Here is a 20,707-nt window from a genome sequence, read left to right as displayed (position 1 = left end):
CGGCTCAGGTGGGCTTGGCGAAGCGTTCCACGGCGGCGAGCAGGGTGTTGCGGTTGAACGGCTTCTCGACCAGCGCGCTGTTGTCGTCGAGGTGCACCTGGGGGCCCAGCGCGGCGGCCGTGTAGCCCGACATGAACAGCACCGGCAGGCCGGGGTGGCGGTCGCGCATCGCGGCGGCCAGGTCGGGGCCGGTCATTCCGGGCATGACCACGTCGGTGATGAGCAGGGCCGGGTCGGCGACGGTCGCGAACGTGTCGAACGCCGTCTCGGCCTCGGTGGAGACGGTGACGGTGTAGCCGGCGGGTTCCAGGAGCCGGCGGATCAGCTGGGCCAGCTCGGGCTGGTCCTCGACGACCAGGACGTGCGCGGTCGACGTCCGCGCCGGTGCGGGTGTCGGCGGCGCCGCCGGCGCGACGATCGCGGCGGCCGGGTCACCCGAGCTCACCGCCGGGATCGCCGGCTCCGGCCCGATGGCCAGGTCGGTGGCCGGGAGCCGCGGTTCGGTGGTGGGTGCGGCGGGATCGGTCGCCGGCAGGTAGAGCTGCACCGTCGTGCCGATGCGGGGCTCGGACTGCAGCGTGATGTAGCCGCCGATGCCGCGCAGCACGCTCATCGCCGTCGACAGGCCCAGGCCGACGGCGGCCGACTTGGTGGTGAAGAACGGTTCCAGGGCCCGCTGGCGGGTCTGCTCGTCCATGCCGGCACCGGTGTCGGCGATGACCAGGCGGACGAAGCGCCCGGCCACCGACGCGTCGTCCAGGTCGCCGGGCGCCACCACGACGTTGTCGGCCTTCGCGGTCATCACGCCACCGTGCAGCATCGCGTCGCGGGCGTTCGCCGCCAGGTTCACCAGGGCCTGCTGCAGCGGACCGCGTTCGGCGCGCACCGGCCACACGTCCGGGCTGTGGGTGAAGTCGAGGTGGATGTGCTCGCCCAGCGTGCGGGCGAACAGCGGTTTGATGTCCTCGAGCAGGTCCGGCACGCGGATGGTCTCCGGGCGGCTGCCGCCGCGTCCGAACGCGAGGAGCTGGTGCGCCAGGGCCCGGCCCTTCACCGCGGCGTGCACGATCTCGGCGGCGAGCTGGTGCTGCGGCGAGCCGGGCTCCGCCGTCCCCGCGATCATGTCGGCGGAGCCGCCGACGATGGTGAGCACGTTGTTGAGATCGTGGGCGATGCCGCCGATGAGCTGGCCCATGCTGTCGAGCCGGCGCAGGTGGTCGAGCTGGCGCTTGAGTCCGCGGGCGTCGACCTGCTCGGTCCGGTCGGTCACCAGGCAGAGCGAGTTGCCCGGGTGGCCGTGGTCCTCCTGCAGCACCGACAGGCACAGCCGGACGCTGCGGGTCGACCCGTCGGCGCGCACCACGCGGGCGTCGGCGACCGCCGAGCCGGCGGGTTGCGGCGTGCTACCGGGCTCCTCCGGCGCGGGTACGAGAGCCGGCCCGGGCATCGGTTCGGCGGCCGCGCCGGAGATCCAGCGGGCCAGCAGGCGCTGCCCACGGTCGTCCAGGAAACCGCTCAACGGCAGGCCGACCAGCTGTTCCCGGGGCATGCCCAGCAGGCCCGCGCACGGCTGGTTGGCGAACGTGGTGACGCCCGTCGCGTCGATCTGCAGGACGCCCTCCGGAATGCTCTCCAGCACCCGGCGGAACCGCTCCTCGCTGACCTCCAGCCGCTCCAGCGACCGGGCGGTGGCCAGCGCCAGGGCCAGCTCACCGGCGATGTCGCGGATGAGGTCGGCGTCGGCCTCGGTGTAGGCGCCCTCCGGCGTGGTGCGCGCGACCAGCAGGTACCCGAGGTACTTGTTGTCGGCGATCAGCGGGCACAGCAGCGCGGCGGAGACGCCGGCGGCGGTGGCGCGCTCGCCCGGCACGTCGGCGGCGCGGCGGGCGGGGGCGAGGTCGGCGAGGCGTTCGGGGGTCAGCGGGGACAGGATGACGGGCCGCCGGGTGGCGCGCATCGACTCCGAGTAGGGGTCCTCGGGCGCCGCGCCGCGCCGGGTCAGCGCCTCGCCGAGCGCGCGGGACCGCTCGGGGTCGGGGTGGTACGCGATCATCACGCCGTAGCGGTCGTCGTCGCCGACGAGTTGGACCGCCGCACCGTCGCCGATCATCTCCGCGGCGGCGCGCGTCGCGGTTTCACACACCCCCTCGACCCGGGCCGACCCCCGGGTCAGCGCCAGGGCGAGGTCAGCGAGCGCGTAGGTGGAGGACGAACGCGAGCCAGTCACCATGTTGTTACTATCCGTCATGCGCTGGCCCCGCGTGGGCGGATTGAACGTCAGGTGACCAGGAACTGGTGGGTGGCGAGTTCCCGGTAGAGCGGGCTGGTGTCGAGCAGTTCCGCGTGCCGGCCGACGGCCACCACCCGGCCGCCGTCGACCACCACGATCTGGTCGGCGTCGATCACCGTCGAGAGCCGGTGCGCGACGATGATCATCGTGCGGTCGGCCGACACGGCGTCGATCGCGGCCCGCAGGGCCGCCTCGTTGCGGGCGTCGAGGTTCGACGTCGGCTCGTCGAGGAGCAAGATCGGGGGTGACGCGAGCAGCGTGCGCGCGATCGCCAACCGTTGCCGCTCGCCGCCGCTGAGCAGCACCCCACCCTCGCCCACCTGGGCGTCGAGGCCGTCGGGGGTGCGGGCGACCAGGTCGCCGAGGTTCACCGCGTCGAGCACGGCGAGCAGTTCCGCGTCCGTCGCGGCGGGGACCGTCAGCAGCAGGTTGGCCCGTAGCGTGCCGGCGAGCACCGGCGCCTCCTGCTCCACGTAGCCGAGGCGGCCGCGGAGCACCTCGCGCGGCAGCCGGCGCACGTCGACGCCGTCGATCCGCACCGCACCGGCGTCGACCTCGTAGAACCGCTCGACCAGCGCGAGCACGCTCGACTTGCCCGCGCCCGACGGGCCGACCAGCGCGGTGCGGGTGCCCATGGGCACCGCGAAGCTCACCTGCCGCAGCACCGGCGGCCCGTCGCCGTAGGAGAAGTCCACCCCCGCGAACTCGACGGCCGGCGCGGCTTCCACCGGCCGCGGCGCCGGTTGCGGCGCGTCGGGCTCCAGCGGCAGATCGAGGACCTCGTGGATGCGCTCCAGCGCGGCCAGCCCCATCTGCAACTGGGTGTAGACGTTGAGCACCCGGCCGAGCGGCATCACCAGGAAGAACAGGAACAACACGAACGCCACCAGGTCGCCGACCGACAGCGACCCGTCGGCGACCCGCGCCCCGCCGATGCCCAGCACCAGCAGGAACGCGCCCTGGATCGCGGCGACCCCGATCGGCCCGATCCACGCCTGCAGCCGGGCCGCCCGCAGGCCCGCCCGGTACGCGGCCTCCGCCGCCGCGCCGACCGCCTCGGTCTCGCGCTCCTCGGCCCGGCTGGCCCGGATCGTGCGGGCCGCGGTGAGCGCCCGTTCCACGGTGGCGGTCATCTCGCCGATGCGCTCCTGCGCGGCCCGCGACGCCGGACGCACCCGCCGGGCCACCACCATGCCGCCGCTGAGCGCCAGCGCCACGCCGCCCGCGGTCACCGTGAACATCAACGGATCCAGGAGCACCATCGCGATCACCGCGCCGGCGATCATGATCATGCCGGACGCCATGTCGATCAGGCCGGAGGTGACCACCGCGCGCAGCAGCGTGGTGTCGGCGCCGACCCGGGAGAGCAGGTCGCCGGTGCGGCGGCTGTCGTACTCGGCGATCGGCAGCCGCAGCAGGTGCCCGGCCAGCGTTCTCCGGGAGGCGAGCACCACGCCCTCGGCGGTGCGCTGGAGCAGGTAGTCGCGGACGGCGTTGAGCCCCGCGACGATCGCGAGCAGCGCCACCAGCCCCGCCACGAGCCGGCCGGCCGGCTCGCTGTTGCCGATCGCGTCGAGCACCGCGCGGGTGAGCAGCGGCTGCAGCAGGGTGGCCAGGGTGCCGGCCAGCGACAGCGCGGCGACGAGCAGCAGGACCCGGCGGTGCGGACGCAGGTAGGGCAGCAGCGCCCGGAGATCGATCCGCCGCGGTTTGACCGACATCCCTCGACGGTAATCCGCGTGTTGTACCGTCGCGGGGCCGTCCTCTCAGGCGTTCCTCAGGAAGGATCCGCTAGCTGTGATCGACCCTCTGCTGGAGCGGCTGGCGGCCGCGCACGGCGTGGCCACCGAGTACGAGAACTGGCAACGGCGGCCCACGGCGATCGCGCGGGAGACCGTCGTCGAGATCCTGCGGTTGCTCGACGTCGACGCGTCGAGCCCGGCCGCGATCCGGGCGGCGCTGGCGGAGGCGTCGGCGCGTACGGCGACGCACGGGGCCATCGTGGTAACGGAGGGGGACGCCCATGCCGTCCCCGATGGTCTTTTGATTCTGGAGGACGGCCGTGAGCGGCCGATGGCCGCGACCCTGCCGCGCGACCTGCCCCTCGGATATCACCGCCTGGTGCACGCGGGCGGCGAGACGGCCGTGATCGTGACCCCCGCGCGCATCGCCCGGCCGGCGCCGACGTGGGGCTGGATGCTGCAGTTGTACGCGCTGCGGTCTTCCGGGTCGTGGGGCATGGGCGATTTCGGGGACCTGGCTTCCTTCGTTCAGCGTTCTTCTTCCGACGGCGCGGGGTTCGTGTTGCTCAATCCCCTGCACGCGGTGGCGCCCGGGCATCCGGTGCCGGCGTCGCCGTACTCGCCGACGAGCCGGCGGTTCATCAACCCGTTGTATCTCCGGGTCGACGGGCCGTCGCCGGTTCCTCCCGGCGAACTCATCGACTACGACGCGGTGTGGGCGGCGAAGTCCGCGGTGCTGGCCGGGCCTTCATCCGCGGCGGTGCCGTCCGATCCGGCGTTGCGGGACTTCGCGACGTACTGCGCGCTGGCGGAGGTGCACGGGCGGAACTGGCGGGAGTGGCCGGCTGATCTTCGGCATCCTTCTTCTGAAGCCGTTGCAGTTGCGCGCTTTGAGTTGGCGTCGCGGGTGGCGTTCCACGCGTGGCTGCAGGAGCAGTGTGACGAGCAGTTGGCGGCCGTGCGGGCGGCGGCGGCCGGGATGCCGATCGGCATCGTCCAGGACCTGGCGGTCGGCATCGACCCCGGCGGCGCCGACGGCTGGCTGCTGCAGGACGTGCTGGCCGACGGCGTGCGGGTCGGCGCCCCGCCGGACGCCTTCAACCAACTCGGCCAGGACTGGGGCCTGGCCACCTGGCGCCCCGACCGGCTGGCGGCGGCCGGCTACGCCCCGTACCGCGACCTGGTGCGGGCGATGCTGCGCCATGCCGGCGGCCTGCGGGTCGACCACGTCGCGGGGCTGTGGCGGCTGTGGTGGGTCCCGCCGGGCGGCACCGCGGCCGACGGGACGTACGTTCGGTACGACTCGGCGGCGATGGTGGGGATCCTCGCGCTGGAGGCGTCCCGGGCCGGTGCCGTGGTGGTCGGCGAAGATCTGGGGACGGTGCTGCCCGAGGTCACCGAGGGGCTGGCTGCTCGGAACATGCTGGGCTGCGAGGTGCTGTGGTTCGCCCGGTCGCGGGACGGCTCGTTCGTGCCACCGTTGTCGTGGCCGGTCGACGCGCTGGCGACGGTGTCGACGCACGACCTGCCCACGGCGGCCGGCTACCTGACCGGCGAGCACGTGTCGGTGCGCGCCCGGCTGGGCCAGCTGACCCGGCCCGAGGCGGAGGAACAGGCGGATGCCGACGCCGACCGTTCCTTGCTGGTGTCGTTGCTGCGTTCCCTGGGTTTCGTGGGTGCCTCGCCGTCGCTCGACGAGCTGATCCTGGGGCTGCACAAGCTGCTGGCGGCGACGCCGAGCACCCTGGTGGCGGTGTCGCCGTACGACGCCGTCGGCGAGACGCGGCAGCCGAACCTGCCCGGCACGATGGACGAGTACCCGAACTGGCGGATCCCGCTGCCGGTCGCGTTGGAGGACCTCTTCGACCACCCTCGGGTGCGCGCCATCGTGGCTATCCTGAAGTCCCGCACACTTCCGGATCTTGGACTGCACGAGGTGTCATAGGCCCTCCGGGAGTCCAAGATCCGGAAGACGGACGTGCGTTGACCGCGGCGTCAGCGGGTGACTTTCATGGCGCGGTCCAGCGCTCGCTCCAGCACGACCAGTAGGGCGTCGCGGACGGACAGGCGGTCCCGGGCGTCGAAGGCGACCACCGGAACCGTCTCGTTGACGGCCAGCGCCCAGCGCACCTCGTTCATGTCGTGCGCCAGATGGCCGTCGAACGCGTTGACGCCCACCACGAAGGGGACCTTGGCGTTCTCGAAGTAGTCCACGGCCGGATAGCAGTCGTCGAGGCGGGTGCTGTCGACGACCACCAGCGCACCGAGCGCGCCGCGGGACAGATCATTCCACATGAATCCGAAACGGTCCTGGCCCGGCGTGCCGAAAAGGTACAGCTTCAGCGTCGAGTCGATGGTGACGCAGCCGAAGTCCATCGCGACGGTGGTGGTGGTCTTGCCGACCCGCATGCCGGGGTCGTCGACGCCCACCGACTCGATGGTCATCACCGCCTCGGTGGTCAGCGGCTCGATCTCGGAGATGGCGCCGACGGTGGTGGTCTTGCCGACGCCGAAGCCGCCCGCCACCACGATCTTCACGGGCAGCGGGGGAGCGGCGCGGCGTCCGGTTACCGCCGTGCCGGTATCAGGTGATTGCACGAAGTCCACGAATCACTCGCAAAATGACGTCGGGGGAATGGTTCTCGATTACGTCCTGGTGGTGGATCTCCAGGTGGCCCGCGGCGCGCAGGTCGCCGACCAGGATCCTGGTGACGCCCAGGTGCAGCCGCAGCCGCGCGGAGATCTCGGCGACGGACATCGGTACGTTGCACAGCGTGATGATGGCCCGCAGCTCGGACGGCAGGCCCGCGGTCGCGTAGTGCGCCGTGCCGGCGTCGTCGTAGTTCGACGTCACCTGCGTCTCCAGGCTGATCTCCCGGTCACCCGAGGAGACCCGCCCGGAGGTCAGGACGAACGGCCGCAGCGTCTCCTCGGCCGGTTCGGCCGGCGCGGGAGACGGAGTGAAGTCACCGAACGCGTGACGCAGATAGGGCGGCAGTCGAGCCGCCCCTCCGGCGTCCGGTGACTGGGTCACGGCTGAACGGAGTTCTTCAGCTCAATGATCAGTTGCGGGGTCAGCGCGGCACCGGCGCGGTTCGCGAACAACGTCATCTCGTACGCGACGTTGCCCAGGTTCGCGGTGCGGCTCGCGATCACGCCCATCACCGATCCGATGCTGATCGCCGTCACCAACAGGTACCCGCGCGTCAGATCGACGATGACCCGGTTCAGGTCACCCATGTTGTACATGTGCGCCGCGCCGCCCGCGAGACTGGTCATGCCGCTCACCACGGCCGCGAGACGGTCGGCGTTGGCCCGGTCCTGGATCGCCGACATGGCGATCGGCAACCCGTCGGACGACACGGCCACCGCCTCGATCACGCCCACGGTGTTCTGGGTGAAGTTGTCCAGCAGCCAGTTGAAGGTCTTGGCCTCGGCACTCAAGTTATGTGTGACGCTCATGAACTTCTGTCGCTCCTTGGTTCAGCGTGCTGGAGAGCTTCGGTGACCCCGAACTCGAACTGCTCGACGAGGCTGCGCACCTCGTCCGGGTCGATCTGGGTGAAGGCGGCCGGTGCCCGGTCCGACTGGGGCGGCACCAGGCTGGTGGCGAGCGTGGCGCCGGGCACCCGCCGGTTCAGCGACGTGCCGGTCGGGCGGAGCTGGTATCCGCCGGCGCTGGTGGTGTCCGAGTGCGTCGCCGGCCGCGGCGGCGTGTAGACCGGCAACGCCTCGGTGGGCGCATAGATCGACGCCGGCAACGCGGGCTGCTCGGCGTTGCCGGCCGCGCTGGCGTGCTCGGCCGGGGCGGCGTGCCCGGCCGCGCTGGCGGGCTGGGCGGCGAGGCCGGCCCCCGCCGGCTGTGCGGCCGCCGCCGGCTGGGTCGGCAGTTCGCGTGCCGCCGTTGCCGGTTCCGGGGTGACGGGGTAAGCGGCGGCCGGCCACGGCGGTGCGACGGGGGACGACGGCCGCAGCGGGGGAGCCGGAGCGGGCTCCTCGTGTGCCCGGTTCACGCCGAACTCGAACTGTTCGATGAGGTCCCGGGCGGCGTCCGCGTCGAGCGGGCTGGGGGGTTGGCGATCGGCCGGGCCCGCGGTGCCGCCGCTGATGAGGTTGGCGCCCGGTACCCGCTGCCGGAGCCCGGACGGGCTGGTCGGACCGACGGGGTGCCCGTTCGCGGCCCCGTTCTCGCCCGCCGGAGCGCCGGGAGCGCCGGGAGCGGCCAGAGCGGCGGGGCCGTCCGGCGTGGCCGGCGGCCAGGCCGGCGGATTGGCGACCGGTGCAGCGAGAGCGGGCGGTGAATCCGACGGGGAGTTCGGGGACCCGAGCGCGAACGCGTTCCAGGACGGTGCGCCGTCCTCGATCATGTCGCGGAGGCGCTGGAGCGCGTCGCCGCGGGGTGGGAGGGCGATCGTGCCACCCAACGCGGCCGGCCGGGACCGCGCACCGACCAGCTGCAGTTTGCCGGGCGTCGACGCCGGGTCGACGGCCGGTGCGGCCGCGACCAGCACCGACATGGGCAGCTCGACGGTGGCCGTGACGCCACCGCCCGACGTCGCGGCCAGGTGGACGCGCAGCCCGTGCCGGCGGGCCAGCCGGCCCACCACGAACAGGCCGAGCACCTGGGTGGGTGCCAGGTCGAGACGCTCGCGGCGCTCCAACCGGGCGTTCTCCTCGGCGATCCGCTCCGGCGACAGGCCGATGCCGTGGTCGGTGACGGTCAGCCGCACCGAGGAGCCCGTCGACACCGCCACCACCGACACGCGGGTGTGCGGCGGCGAGAACGACGTCGCGTTCTCCATCAGCTCGGCCATCATCTGCACCGCGTCGGCGATGATCGCCGGGGTCAGCACGATGTCGCCCGGTATCCGCACGTCGACCCGGACGTAGTCCTCGACCTTGGCCAGCGCGAGCCGCGCGGCGTCGGCGAGTGGCATCGGGGCGACGTGCTCCTGTGCCCAGTCGGCGCCGGAGAGGACGATCAGGCTGGTCGCGTTGCGGAGCAGCCGGTTGGAGAGGTGGTCGAGCCGGTACAGGTTCGAGAGCTTCTTCTCGTCCTGCTCGTCGTTCTCCAGGCCGTCGATCATGGACACCTGGCGGGACACCAGGCCCTGGGTGCGGCGGCCGATGTGGCCGAACATCTCGGCGACGTTGCGCCGGCTCGCCACCTGCCGCTCGACCAGCTGGGCCGCGGTGTCCTGCACCCGTTCGAACGCCCGGGCCAGGTCGCCGACCTCGTCGCGGGCGGTGACGTCGACCGCTTCGAGGTGGACGCGTTCGATGTGCTCCGTCTCGTCGTCGGCGATGCGCACCAGTTCCGCCTCGGCGAACCGCGCGACGCGGTCGGCGGAGACGGTCAACCGGGTCAGCGGCCGGGCGACCGCCCGCGCCACCGCGAGCACCAGCAGGACCACCAGCAGCAGGATGGCCAGCGCGCCACCGCCGACGCCGTACGCGGTGACCAGCGCCCGGTTCTGCCGGGCACCGACGGCCGCGGTGACGTCGGCGACGATCCGCTTCTCGACGAAGTTGCCCAGCGCGATGAACGACTCCAGCGACGGGAACAGCGACGCCACCGGGAACGCGGCGATCTCCTTGAGCGGGTCGGCGGTGAAGCCGGTACCCAACCGGTCGGTGAACGCCTGCGCGACAAGCTGGTACAGCGAGATCTGGGTCGGCGTCGCGAACGACGTGAAGCGTTCGAGCGACTCGCCCAGCAGGTCCTGTTCGGTGTTGAACCGGGCGGCCAGGACGGCGCTCGGCTCGTGGGCGAGCAGCAGCAGGAACGCGGCGCCCTCGCTGTTCGCCTCGTCGGCGCGCAGCAGCGCGTCGAGCGCGACGATCTGGCGGCCCTCGTCGCTGGACGCGTCGACGCCGTCGACCAGGCGCAGCGAGTTGATCAGCTCGTCGATGACCTCGTCGTAGCCGTCGGTGACCGTCGACGTCGGCGCGGTGTTCGCGAGCACCGCCAGCCGCAGGTCGGCCAGCTTCTTGACGCCGTCGATCGCGTCGTCGACCTCGTCGGGCAGCTCGTCGCCGAGCTCGAACCGCACGTCGGTGATCCGGTCGGTGACCGCCGACATCTGCAGCACCAGCCGGTTCCGGTCGACGGCGCCGATCAGGAAGCCGACGGCCAGCAGCCGCTCGCGCTGCAGGTCCTGGCCGAGCGAGCCGACCTGGCTGGCGACCCGCACCGAGCGGGCCGTGTCGCTGGCCCGCGACGCCGACTGGATGCGCCCGACCACCACCGGGATCGTGAGCGCGGCGACGGCGACCAGCGGGATCATCACCAGCAGGGTCAGCTTGGCGCGGATCCGCAGCCTACCGAGAAGCACCGAACTGCTCCCACTGGGCGAGCTGGGCGAAGGCGGGATCCTCCAGCGGAGCACCGGGATGCGGCGAGGCACCGGGATGCGGCGAAACACCGGGATGCGGCGAAGCACCAGGATGCGAGGCACTGGGTGGCGGCGGCCACGCATGGCGTCCCGCCGGCACCAGCTCCGGAGCGGGCGCCACGCTCACCTCCGTCACCCCGACCGGGCCGACCGGAGGCCCGGCGGCCGCCCGCGGGCGCCGCCGCGCGATCAGGTCGAGCGCGAGCCCGGCACCGACCAGCAGGACGGCCACGACGGCCGTGGCCGCCGCGAGCAGGAGGCGCGAGTTCAGGTCGGACACGCGGCTGTCGACCAGCACGTCGATCTCGCGGAGCATGGCCTGCGACAGGTCGGCGGCGGCGGTCTGCGCCTCGGCCCGGTTGCGCGCGATCCGCGCCGGGTCGACCGTGACCGTGCGGCCCGGCAGCAGCGACGTCGACGGGATCAGCAGGTCGATGATCTTGCGGAAGCGGTCGAGCCGGCTGAGCAGGTTCGCGCCCAGCGTGCGGCTGCCGGTGGCGTCGACGGCGAGGCGGACCCCGTCGGCGAGGTCGGACGCGTTGCTGGCGAGTGAGTTCTGCTGCGAGATCAGGTCGCCGGCCGAGGCCTGCTGCTCGGCGGCCGGCTTGCCCGCCGCGATGACGGCGAGGTCGGCCAGCTGACCGGCGGCGGCGATCGCCTCGGGAAGCTCCTGCGCGCCCGCGTCCTGCAGGTAGAACGTGTCGGCGTCGGGGTCACGGACGAGGTTCGAGCTCGTGCGCACCTTCTCGACCAGCGCCAGCAGCAGGTCGGTGACCTCGGTGTAGGCGTTGTAGGTGTCCTGGGCGCCGAGGGAGCGCAGGTCGGTGAGCGCCTCGATCTTCGCGCGGACCTCGGCCCAGCGCTCCTCGGTGCGCAGGCTCGCGCCCAGCCTGGCGTTCGTGGCCGAGGCCGCCTGGACCGCCCGGTTCAGGTTCTCGCGCGGCAACTGCTGGCCGCTGACGGCGGCCGCCTGCGCGTCGATCAGCGCGATCTCGACCGGCAGCAGCGCGCTCAGGTACTCGATGCCCTGGTGTTCGAGGTCGGCGAAGTCCTTCTGATCGCTGGTGGAGGTGTAGACCAGACCGAAGAGGGTCAATGTCGGCACCAGGATGACGATCGAGAGAACCATCCGGAGCGTCCGCCCGGCCGCCCCACGCACCCACGATTGTCCTGCGGAGGAATCCATCCCCACCCTTCCCCGACGGTGAGCACGCGTGGCCTGCGGTTTTTCGCAGACTTTCGGCCAACGGCGGGGAGATTACGACCGTGTGCAGTCTTCGCATCACCGCGCGGGCGGACGGATGCCGACACCGGTGAGGTGGATCGTGTCTACCGATTGGTCGATCTTCGGTCGGGGGCCTGGATGTTGAGCGGGGCGGGCGGTAAGGTTCCGCACCCTCGTTTCCTACGTGATTACCGGTTCACAAGCAGCCTGTTGAGGTCGACCGGTTGGCCATCGCGACGCAGCCGGACGATCAGGTGCGGAGGGCCGCCCGGGCCCGGATGAGCTCCGCCACGGACTTCGCGGAGAAGGGGCAGCCGCTGGCCTTGTACGGGGCGTCGCCGTCGACCACCTCGCTGACCGAGCCGACGCCGTGCTCGGAGAGGTGGGCCTCCAGGCCGCGGAGCAGGCCGGTGGTCGGCTGGCCGACCGCGCGGCAGGCGTCGACGTACACGCCGATCAGCCAGGGCCACGCCGTTCCCTGGTGGTACGCCTCGGCCCGCACCGGTTCCGGGCCGGCGTGCCGGCCCTGGTAGCCGTACTCGGTCGGGGCCAGGGTGCGCAGGCCCAGCGGGGTGAGCAGGGAACGGCTCACGGCGCGTACGGCCGCCGGGTCGGCGCCGTCGAGCGGGGCGTAGGGGAGGGCGTAGGCGAACAACTGGTTCGGACGCAGCACCGGGTCGTCGAGGTGGGTGCCGCCGCCCAGCGGGTACGCGGCCGGTTGGGCGTCGACCACGTCGTAGAGCCAGCCGGCCGGGGCCAGGTAGCGCTTGCTGAAGCTGCGCTGGGCGGCGTCGTGGCCGGCCCACAGCGCCCGGGCGTCCTGGCCGGCGCGCTCGGTGAGCTTGGCCAGCGCGGCGAGGGCGTTGACCCACAACGCGTTGACCTCGACCGGCTTGCCGTCGCGCGGGGTCACCGCGTGGCCGTGGGTGCGCACGTTCATCCACGTGGCCGCGGCGTCGGACGGGCGCAGGGCGAGTAGGCCGTCGGTCGGGTCGAGGCGGGCGGCGAACGGCGCGTCGTCGGCGGCGTAGCCGGCCAGGATGGTGTCGAGCGGCGTGGCCAGTTCGGCGCCGAGGTGACCGTCGCCGGTGGCGGCGACGTGCCGGTCGACGGCGTGCACCAGCCACAACGGCGCCTCGCAGGCGCCCTGGGCGAGGTCGGCGACCAGCGCCGGCGAACTCGCGTACCGGCGCAGCAGCGCCGCGCCCTCGGCGGCCCGCCCGGTGCGCAGGAACAGCCCCTCGTACGAGGCGAGCGCGTCGCGCATCCAGCAGTCGAACCACGGGTACCCGGCCACCACGTCGGGTCCCTTCACGATGAACGCGTCGGCGGCGAGGGCGAGCGTCGCATCGACGTCGTCGTGCGGTTTCGCGGCCGCGACCACCGAGCGCGCCCGCTTGCGCGCGGCCGCGATCACCGCGGTGGCCGGCGGCGGCTGGTGGCGCAGGTCGCCGGCCCAGGCCGAGACCTCCATGACGTCGCCGGGTTCGAGGGTCGCGGTGAACGACCCGGCGCACCACAGGTCCTCGATCGGGTCGAGCCCGCGGGCGGCCTCCTCGCGCAGGTGGGCGTCGAACCACCACTCGCCGCGCGGACGCCAGCCGGGGCCGGCCAGCCGGTACCCGTCGTCGACGACCGCGCCGTTCGCCACCCGGGTCTGCACCGGCGCCGCGCCGGACGCCGTGCGGTTGCCGTGGGCGTCGCGCCACGTGCACAGCGCGGTGAGCGCGACCCGCACCGGTCCGGGCGCGGACACCAACCGGTGCACCACGCCGAGACTCGTCTGCCCGTGGACCATCGCCAGTTCGCGCTCGAGCACGACGTCGCCGATCCGCCACCGCCACCGGGGCAGCCCGTCGACGACCTCGAACAGTTCGAGGTGAAGGTGCCCGGCCGGCGAGACCACGCCGGACGCCCACTCGTGCGCCGACAGCGGCACCGGCGTTCCGCCACCGATCGTGACGGCCGCGTCGAGCGCCGCGAGGCCCATCCGCCGCCCGTTGGGGCCGGGTACGACCAGCAGCCCGTGGTAACGCCGGGTGCGCACGAGCGACGCGGTTCCCGACGCGAAGCCGCCTGTGCCGTCGGCGACCAGCCATTCCCGGTGGGCGCCACCGGACGGACCGGTGACGTCGGCGCACACCTCGGGCCCGAAAGCGAATGTCGACCGATTACCCACGCGCCAGCGCCCCGCCTTCGCCGTACGGCTTTTTGCCTGCCGACACCTTACTCGCCGTGGCCGTTAGCCACACCGCTGAGACGGGCATAGGCAGGGCACCACCCACCGGAGTGGGACCATGAACGTTCCGGTGTTGAACGAACGGAGCGCGAGCATGCAGGTCTGGCCGGGCCAGCGGTACCCCCTCGGGGCGGTCTACGACGGGATGGGCACCAACTTCGCCGTCTTCTCGGAGGTCGCCGACGCGGTGGAGCTGTGCCTGTTCGACGACGACAACAACGAGCGGCGCATCCCGCTGCCCGAGGTCGACGCGTTCGTCTGGCACGGCTACCTGCCCGGCATCGAGCCCGGCCAGCGGTACGGGTTCCGGGTGCACGGTCCGTACGACCCGGGGCGCGGGTTGCGCTGCAACCCGCACAAGCTTCTGCTGGACCCGTACGCGCGCGCCATCGACGGCGACATCGACTGGGACCCGGCGCTGTACGGCTACGAGTGGGGCTTCCCGGACTCGCTGTCGACGCTCGACTCGGGCCCGCACATGCCGAAGGCGGTGGTGGTCAACCCGTACTTCGACTGGGGCAACGACCGGCCGCCGCGGGTGCCGTACCACAACAGCGTCATCTACGAGGCGCACGTGAAGGGCCTCACGATGCGGCACCCGGAGATCCCCGAGGAGATCCGCGGCACGTACGGCGCGATCGGGCACCCGGCGATCGTCGAGCACCTGCAGTCGATCGGTGTCACCGCGATCGAGTTGCTGCCGGTGCACCACTTCGTGCACGACCACCGGCTGATCGAGGCCGGCCTCAGCAACTACTGGGGCTACAACAGCATCGGCTACTTCGCGCCCTACCACGGCTACTCGTCGATGGGTCGACGCGGCCAGCAGGTGCAGGAGTTCCGCGCGATGGTGAAGTCGTTGCACGCGGCCGGCATCGAGGTGATCCTCGACGTGGTCTACAACCACACCGCCGAGGGCAACCACCTCGGGCCGACGCTGTGCTTCCGCGGCATCGACAACCAGCACTACTACAAGCTCGCCGAGGAAGACCCGCGCCACTACACCGACTTCACCGGCTGCGGCAACAGCCTCAACGTCCGCAGCCCGCACAGCCTCCAACTGGTGATGGACTCGCTGCGGTACTGGGTGCAGGAGATGCACGTCGACGGGTTCCGGTTCGACCTCGCCTCCGCACTGGCCCGCGAGGGCGACCACAGCTACGTCGACCGGCTGTCGGTGTTCTTCGAGGTGGTGCAGCAGGACCCGGTGCTGAACCTGGTGAAGCTGATCGCCGAGCCGTGGGACGTCGGGCCGGGCGGCTACCAGGTGGGCAACTTCCCGCCGCTGTGGACGGAGTGGAACGGCAAGTTCCGCGACACCGTCCGCGACTTCTGGCGCACCCAGCCGGAGACGCTCGGCGAGTTCGCCAGCCGCATCGCCGGCTCGGCCGACCTGTACCAGGACGACGGCCGGCGCCCGTTCGCGAGCATCAACTTCATCACCGCGCACGACGGCTTCACGCTCACCGACCTCGTGAGCTACAACGACAAGCACAACGAGGCCAACGGCGAGGACAACCGCGACGGCGACAACCACAACCGGTCGTGGAACTGCGGCGCGGAGGGCCCCACCGACGACGTCGGTATCAAGACGCTCCGCGCACAGATGCGGCGCAACTACCTGGCCACGCTGTGGCTCAGCCAGGGCGTGCCGATGCTGCTCGCCGGCGACGAGATGGGCCGCACGCAGCACGGCAACAACAACGCCTACTGCCAGGACAACGAGCTGAGCTGGGTCGACTGGGAGAGCGCCGACGAGCAACTGCTCGAGTTCACGAAGCGGCTGTCCGAACTGCGCGGCCGGCACCGGGTGTTCCGCCGGCGCAAGTTCTTCACCGGCCGCCCGGTGCGACGGGTGGCCGGCACGCCGATCCCCGACCTCGGCTGGTTCGCCCCCGACGGGAGCGAGATGGACGACGCGGACTGGTGGCACAACTTCGGCCACTCGATCACGTTGTTCGTCAACGGCGAGGGGATCCGGGAACTCGGCCCGCACGGTGAACGGCGCACCGACTCGTCGTTCCTGCTGCTGTGGAACGCGTACTGGGAACCACTCGAATTCGTGCTACCGGGGCCGGAGTACGGCCAGAAGTGGTCTGCTGTACTGGACACCGCCGATCCGCGCGACGGCACGGTGGTCGAGGCCAACAACAAGCTCCTCGTGCGGGAGCGGTCCCTCGTCGTCCTCGACCGGGTGGTGTGAACATGGGTATCCCCAGCGGCACGTACCGCGTCCAGGTACGGCCGGGCTTCGGCCTCGCCGCCACGGCCGGCCTCGCCGGCTACCTGGCCGACCTCGGCGTCTCGCATCTCTACACGTCGCCGCTGCTGGAAGCCGTCCCCGGCTCCACGCACGGCTACGACGTGGTCAACCACACCCGCGTCAACCCGGAGCTCGGCGGCGAGACCGAGCGGCAGGCGCTGGGTGACGCGCTGCGCGACAACGGGCTCGGCCTGGTGGTCGACATCGTGCCCAACCACGTCGGCGTCGCCGTGCCGCACGCGAACCCGGCCTGGTGGGACGTTCTGAAGAACGGCCGGAAGAGCGAATACGCGCACTGGTTCGACATCGACTGGGACCGGGGCCGCATCCTGATCCCGGTGCTCGGCAGCGACGCCGACACCGACAAACTGCGGATCGAAAACGGGGAACTCCGGTACTACGACCACCGCTTCCCGCTCGCGCCGGGAACGGGTACCCACGACGAGCAGCACTACGAACTCGTCGACTGGCGGCGCGGCAACACCGAGATCAACTACCGGCGGTTCTTCGCGATCACCGACCTGGCCGGGCTGCGCGTCGAGGACCCGGACGTGTTCGAGGCGACCCACGCCGAGATCCTGCGCTGGTACAGGGCGGGCGACGTCGACGGCATCCGGATCGACCACCCCGACGGCCTGCGCGACCCGGCCGGCTACCTCCAGCGGCTGCGCGACCACGCCCCCGACGCGTGGCTGGTGATCGAGAAGATCCTCGAACCCGGCGAGGACCTGCCGGCCTGGCCCGTCGACGGCACCACCGGCTACGACGCGCTCGTCGAGGCCGGCGGCGTGTTCGTCGACCCGGCCGCCGCCGACGCGTTCACCGCGCTCGACACCCGGCTCGCCGGTGCGCCGCACGCCTGGATCGACCTGGTCCACACCGGAAAGCTGGAGGCCGCGACCCGGTTGCTGGCCGCGGAACTGTCGCGCCTGTCGTCGCTCGCGGGCGGCGGGGAGGGGACGGGAGAGGCGCTCGCCGAGATCGCCGCGTCCTTCCCGGTGTACCGCAGCTACCTGCCCGGCGCCGGTGGTGAGCATCTCGCCGAGGCGCTCGCGGCCGCGCGGGTCCGCCGCCCCGACCTCGTCGATGCGATCGACCGGCTGGCGCCCCGGCTGGGCGCCGGCGTCGACGAGCTGGCCGCCCGCTTCCAGCAGTTCACCGGCGCCGTGATGGCCAAGGGCGTGGAGGACACCGCGTTCTACCGCTGGTCGCGGTTTGTCGCGCTGAACGAGGTCGGCGGCGACCCGTCCCGGTTCGGTCTGTCGCCCGCGGCGTTCCACGCGGCCGGTGCGCGCCGCCAGGCGGCCTGGCCCCGCTCCATGACCGCGCTCTCCACCCACGACACCAAGCGCGGCGAGGACGTCCGGGCCAGGCTCGCGGTGCTGTCGGAACTGCCCGACGAGTGGGGCGCGGCCGTCGACCGGTGGAGCGCCGCCGCACCGGTGCCCGACCCGGCCACCGCGCACCTGCTGTGGCAGACGGTCGCCGGCACCTGGCCGATCGGGCGCGAGCGGCTGCGGGCGTACCTGGAGAAGGCGATCCGGGAGGCGTCGACGCACACGTCCTGGGCGGAGCCGAACGGGTCCTTCGAGGGTGCCGTCCGCGCGGCCGTCGACCGGGCCTACGACGACCCGAGGCTGCGCGCGGACATCGACGCGTTCGTCGCCGGAATCACGCCCGCCGGCTGGTCGAACTCGCTGGGCCAGAAGCTGGTGCAGCTGCTCATGCCCGGCGTGCCCGACGTGTACCAGGGCACCGAGCTGTGGGACAACTCGCTGGTCGACCCGGACAACCGGCGCGACGTCGACTTCGACCTGCGGCGCGACCTGCTCGCGCGGATCGCCTCCGGCTGGCGTCCCCCGATCGATTTCGGTGGGGCGGCCAAGCTGCTCGTCGTCACCTCGGCTTTGAAAGCCCGACGCGGCCGCGACCTGACCGATTACGCCGCGCTGGCCGCGCGTGGCCCGGCGGCGGACCACTGCCTGGCGTTCTCGCGGGGCACCCTGATCGCGATCGCGACGCGGCTGCCGCTCGGCCTGGCCCGGCGCGGCGGCTGGGGCGACACGACGCTCGCCCTGCCGGGCGGTGTGTGGAAGGACGCACTGACGGGGACGGTCGTTACCGGGCAGTCGCCGTTGATCCGTGATCTGCTGGAGACGTATCCCGTCGCGCTGCTGGCAATGGACGAAAAATGACCTCTGTTTCGGTCTGGGCGCCGAACGCGCCCCGGATGCGCGTGCGCTCCTATGAAGGCACAGACGGTCTTGACCATGAGATGACCAGGGGTGACGGCGGCTGGTGGTCGGCCGACATCGCCGGGCCTGACTATGCCTTTCTGATAGCGGATGGTGACAGTCCGGTACCAGATCCGCGTTCGCTCTGGCAACCTGAGGGTGTGCACCGGGCGAGCCGCCTGTACGACCACAACGCCTTCAACTGGACCGATACGGCCTGGACGGGTCGACAACTGCCCGGAAGCGTCCTGTACGAGCTGCACGTGGGCACGTTCACGCCGGAGGGCACGTTCGACGCGGTGATCGGGCGGCTCGACCACCTGGTCGACCTCGGCGTCGACATGATCGAGCTGCTGCCGGTCGCCTCGTTCAACGGCGAGTACAACTGGGGCTACGACGGCGTGTGCTGGTACGCCCCGCACGAGGCGTACGGCGGGCCCGACGGGCTCAAGCGGCTGGTCGACGCGTGCCACCGGCGCGGCGTGGGTGTGGTGCTCGACGTGGTCTACAACCACTTCGGGCCGTCCGGCGCGTACGCACCGCAGTTCGGGCCGTACCTGTCCACGGGTACGAACAGCTGGGGCAGCTCGATGAACCTCGACGGGCCCGAGTCCGACGAGGTCCGGCGGTACATCGTCGACAACGCGCTGATGTGGCTGCGCGACTACCACGTCGACGCGCTGCGCCTCGACGCCGTGCACGCGCTGGTCGACCACCGGGCCGTGCACCTGTTGGAGGAGCTGGCGTCCGAGGTCGACGCGCTGTCGGCGCACGAAGGCCGCCCGCTGACCCTGATCGCCGAGTCCGACCTGAACGACCCCCGGCTGATCACGCCGCGCGAGGCCGGCGGCGCGGGCGTGCACGCCCAGTGGGACGACGACGTGCACCACGTGCTGCACGCGCTGCTCACCGGCGAACGGCAGGGGTACTACGGCGACTTCGGGTCGCTCGACAGCCTGGCCACGGTGCTCACCGGTGCGTTCTTCCACGCAGGCACGTGGTCGAGCTTCCGCAACCGGGTGCACGGCCGGCCGGTCGACCGGTCCCGGACGCCCGGCCACCGGTTCGTGGCCTACCTGCAGAACCACGACCAGATCGGCAACCGCGCGGTCGGCGACCGGTTGTCGGCGACGCTGTCGCCGCGGCTGCTGAAGGTCGGCGCGACGCTGCTGCTCACCGCGCCGTTCACGCCGATGCTCTGGATGGGCGAGGAGTGGGCGGCGTCGACCCCCTGGCAGTTCTTCACCAGTCACCCCGAGCCCGAGCTGGCCGCCGCGGTCGCCGCCGGCCGCCGCCGCGAGTTCGCCGCGCACGGCTGGGCCACCGAGGACGTGCCCGACCCGCAGGCGCCGTCGACGTTCGAGGACTCGAAGCTGGACTGGTCGGAGGTGGGCAAGCCGCCGCACCGCGACCTGCTCGCCGTCTACAAGGAGCTGATCAAACTCCGGAAGGCGCGGCCCGACCTCTCCGATCCCCGGCTCGACCGGGTGGAGGTCTGGCCCGGCGACCGGCACGTCGCCATCCGCCGCGGCGGGTGCGTGGTGGTTGCGAACCTGGCGCCGGAGACCCAGCGGATCAACCTGCGCGGGATCCCGCGGACGGTGCTGTTCGCCAGCGAGCCCGGGCTGGCGCTCTGGCACGACTCGGTGGATCTCCCCGGCGAGTCCGCGGCGGTCCTCGCCTACGCGCGGCGCTGAGGCGACGTCCGACGCAGTAGGATGGGCGGTCGTCCCGCGCCGGAATCGTTTGCCAGGAGTCCCGCTTGTCCGTCCAACCGATCCGCCTCTTCGGCGATCCGGTGCTGCGCACGCCCGCCGAGCTCGTCGTCGACTTCGACAAGGAGCTGCGCCGCCTCGTCGCCGACCTCACCGACACCATGCGTGAGCAGGAGGGCGCCGGCCTCGCCGCGCCGCAGATCGGTGTGGGCCTTCGGGTGTTCACATTCGACGTCGACGACGTGCTCGGACACCTGATCAACCCGGTGCTGCACTTCCCCGACGGCGAGGAGCAGGACGGCCCGGAGGGCTGCCTGTCGATCCCGGGCCTGCACTTCGACACCAAGCGCCGGCAGAACGTCGTGGCCAGCGGCTTCAACGAGTACGGCGACCCGGCCCAGGTCACCGGCGAGGGCCTGCTCGCCCGCTGCGTCCAGCACGAGACCGACCACCTCGACGGCGTCCTCTTCGTCGACCGGCTCGACCCGGAGGCCCGGAAGAACGCCATGAAGGCGATCCGCGAGGCGCCGTGGTACGACCCGGCCGCGCCGCCGGTGGTCAAGGTGAGCCCGCACGCGTCGGGTCCGTTCGGCCTGTGACGCCC

At 72.2% G+C, this 20,707-nt stretch carries 13 protein-coding genes; 5 read left to right on the top strand and 8 right to left on the bottom strand.

From position 1 onward, the window contains the following. Window positions 1-4: 4 nt before the first annotated feature. Both Vau01_RS28170 and Vau01_RS28165 read right to left on the bottom strand, forming a co-directional pair. On the bottom strand, window positions 5-2,230 hold the full coding sequence (locus tag Vau01_RS28170) for a hybrid sensor histidine kinase/response regulator (RefSeq protein ID WP_203998475.1): 2,226 nt from the start codon (window positions 2,228-2,230) through the stop codon (window positions 5-7). Between the two features lie 47 nt (window positions 2,231-2,277). Then, window positions 2,278-4,011: an ABC transporter ATP-binding protein gene (locus Vau01_RS28165; RefSeq protein ID WP_203998474.1), complete on the bottom strand. Its 1,734-nt coding sequence runs from the start codon at window positions 4,009-4,011 to the stop codon at window positions 2,278-2,280. Between the two features lie 76 nt (window positions 4,012-4,087). On the opposite strand from Vau01_RS28165, the gene malQ reads away from it, so the two are divergent. Beyond that, window positions 4,088-5,977, top strand: a complete 1,890-nt coding sequence (gene malQ, locus Vau01_RS28160; RefSeq protein ID WP_239151913.1) for a 4-alpha-glucanotransferase — start codon at window positions 4,088-4,090, stop codon at window positions 5,975-5,977. Between the two features lie 50 nt (window positions 5,978-6,027). Here the strand turns inward: malQ and Vau01_RS28155 are convergent, their stop codons facing one another. From Vau01_RS28155 to Vau01_RS28130, 6 genes are all read right to left on the bottom strand, one after another. Then, window positions 6,028-6,639 (bottom strand): GTP-binding protein, encoded by a 612-nt coding sequence (locus Vau01_RS28155; protein WP_203998471.1) that lies wholly within the window; start codon window positions 6,637-6,639, stop codon window positions 6,028-6,030. Further along, window positions 6,617-7,066 (bottom strand): DUF742 domain-containing protein, encoded by a 450-nt coding sequence (locus tag Vau01_RS28150; RefSeq protein WP_203998468.1) that lies wholly within the window; start codon window positions 7,064-7,066, stop codon window positions 6,617-6,619. The genes Vau01_RS28155 and Vau01_RS28150 overlap by 23 nt, the downstream gene beginning before the upstream one ends. Beyond that, window positions 7,063-7,494, bottom strand: a complete 432-nt coding sequence (locus tag Vau01_RS28145; RefSeq protein ID WP_203998465.1) for a roadblock/LC7 domain-containing protein — start codon at window positions 7,492-7,494, stop codon at window positions 7,063-7,065. Before Vau01_RS28145 ends, Vau01_RS28150 begins: the two co-directional genes overlap by 4 nt. Next, a complete protein-coding gene (locus Vau01_RS28140; protein ID WP_203998462.1) occupies window positions 7,491-10,367 on the bottom strand; it encodes a sensor histidine kinase in 2,877 nt (958 codons plus the stop codon). Before Vau01_RS28140 ends, Vau01_RS28145 begins: the two co-directional genes overlap by 4 nt. Continuing rightward, window positions 10,354-11,556: a hypothetical protein gene (locus tag Vau01_RS28135; protein WP_203998459.1), complete on the bottom strand. Its 1,203-nt coding sequence runs from the start codon at window positions 11,554-11,556 to the stop codon at window positions 10,354-10,356. Before Vau01_RS28135 ends, Vau01_RS28140 begins: the two co-directional genes overlap by 14 nt. A 346-nt stretch (window positions 11,557-11,902) precedes the next feature. Further along, window positions 11,903-13,831: an amylo-alpha-1,6-glucosidase gene (locus Vau01_RS28130; protein ID WP_203998456.1), complete on the bottom strand. Its 1,929-nt coding sequence runs from the start codon at window positions 13,829-13,831 to the stop codon at window positions 11,903-11,905. Window positions 13,832-13,985: 154 nt separating this feature from the next. On the opposite strand from Vau01_RS28130, the gene glgX reads away from it, so the two are divergent. From glgX to def, 4 genes are all read left to right on the top strand, one after another. Then, on the top strand, window positions 13,986-16,094 hold the full coding sequence (glgX, locus tag Vau01_RS28125; protein WP_203998453.1) for a glycogen debranching protein GlgX: 2,109 nt from the start codon (window positions 13,986-13,988) through the stop codon (window positions 16,092-16,094). A gap of 2 nt (window positions 16,095-16,096) precedes the next feature. Beyond that, window positions 16,097-18,349, top strand: coding sequence for a malto-oligosyltrehalose synthase (gene treY / locus Vau01_RS28120; protein WP_203998450.1), 2,253 nt, complete (start codon window positions 16,097-16,099; stop codon window positions 18,347-18,349). Next, complete coding sequence (gene treZ, locus Vau01_RS28115; RefSeq protein ID WP_203998447.1) at window positions 18,346-20,085, top strand: malto-oligosyltrehalose trehalohydrolase; 1,740 nt, start codon at window positions 18,346-18,348, stop codon at window positions 20,083-20,085. The genes treY and treZ overlap by 4 nt, the downstream gene beginning before the upstream one ends. Window positions 20,086-20,150: 65 nt before the next feature. Beyond that, on the top strand, window positions 20,151-20,702 hold the full coding sequence (gene def, locus Vau01_RS28110) for a peptide deformylase (RefSeq protein WP_203998444.1): 552 nt from the start codon (window positions 20,151-20,153) through the stop codon (window positions 20,700-20,702). The last annotated feature ends 5 nt before the right edge of the window (window positions 20,703-20,707 follow it).

The organism is Virgisporangium aurantiacum (assembly GCF_016863635.1).
Classification (GTDB): Bacteria; Actinomycetota; Actinomycetes; order Mycobacteriales; family Micromonosporaceae; genus Virgisporangium; species Virgisporangium aurantiacum.
This window is presented reverse-complemented; position numbering and strand designations above follow the sequence as displayed.

Excerpts from the sequence above, each read along its gene's own strand:
- treY (WP_203998450.1), top strand. The coding sequence starts at position 16,097 with ATGGGTATCCCCAGCGGCACGTACCGCGTCCAGGTACGGCCGGGCTTC.
- Vau01_RS28145 (WP_203998465.1), bottom strand. The coding sequence starts at position 7,494 with ATGAGCGTCACACATAACTTGAGTGCCGAGGCCAAGACCTTCAACTGG.
- Vau01_RS28170 (WP_203998475.1), bottom strand. The coding sequence starts at position 2,230 with ATGGTGACTGGCTCGCGTTCGTCCTCCACCTACGCGCTCGCTGACCTC.
- treZ (WP_203998447.1), top strand. The coding sequence starts at position 18,346 with ATGACCTCTGTTTCGGTCTGGGCGCCGAACGCGCCCCGGATGCGCGTG.
- glgX (WP_203998453.1), top strand. The coding sequence starts at position 13,986 with ATGCAGGTCTGGCCGGGCCAGCGGTACCCCCTCGGGGCGGTCTACGAC.
- Vau01_RS28135 (WP_203998459.1), bottom strand. The coding sequence starts at position 11,556 with ATGGTTCTCTCGATCGTCATCCTGGTGCCGACATTGACCCTCTTCGGT.
- Vau01_RS28165 (WP_203998474.1), bottom strand. The coding sequence starts at position 4,011 with ATGTCGGTCAAACCGCGGCGGATCGATCTCCGGGCGCTGCTGCCCTAC.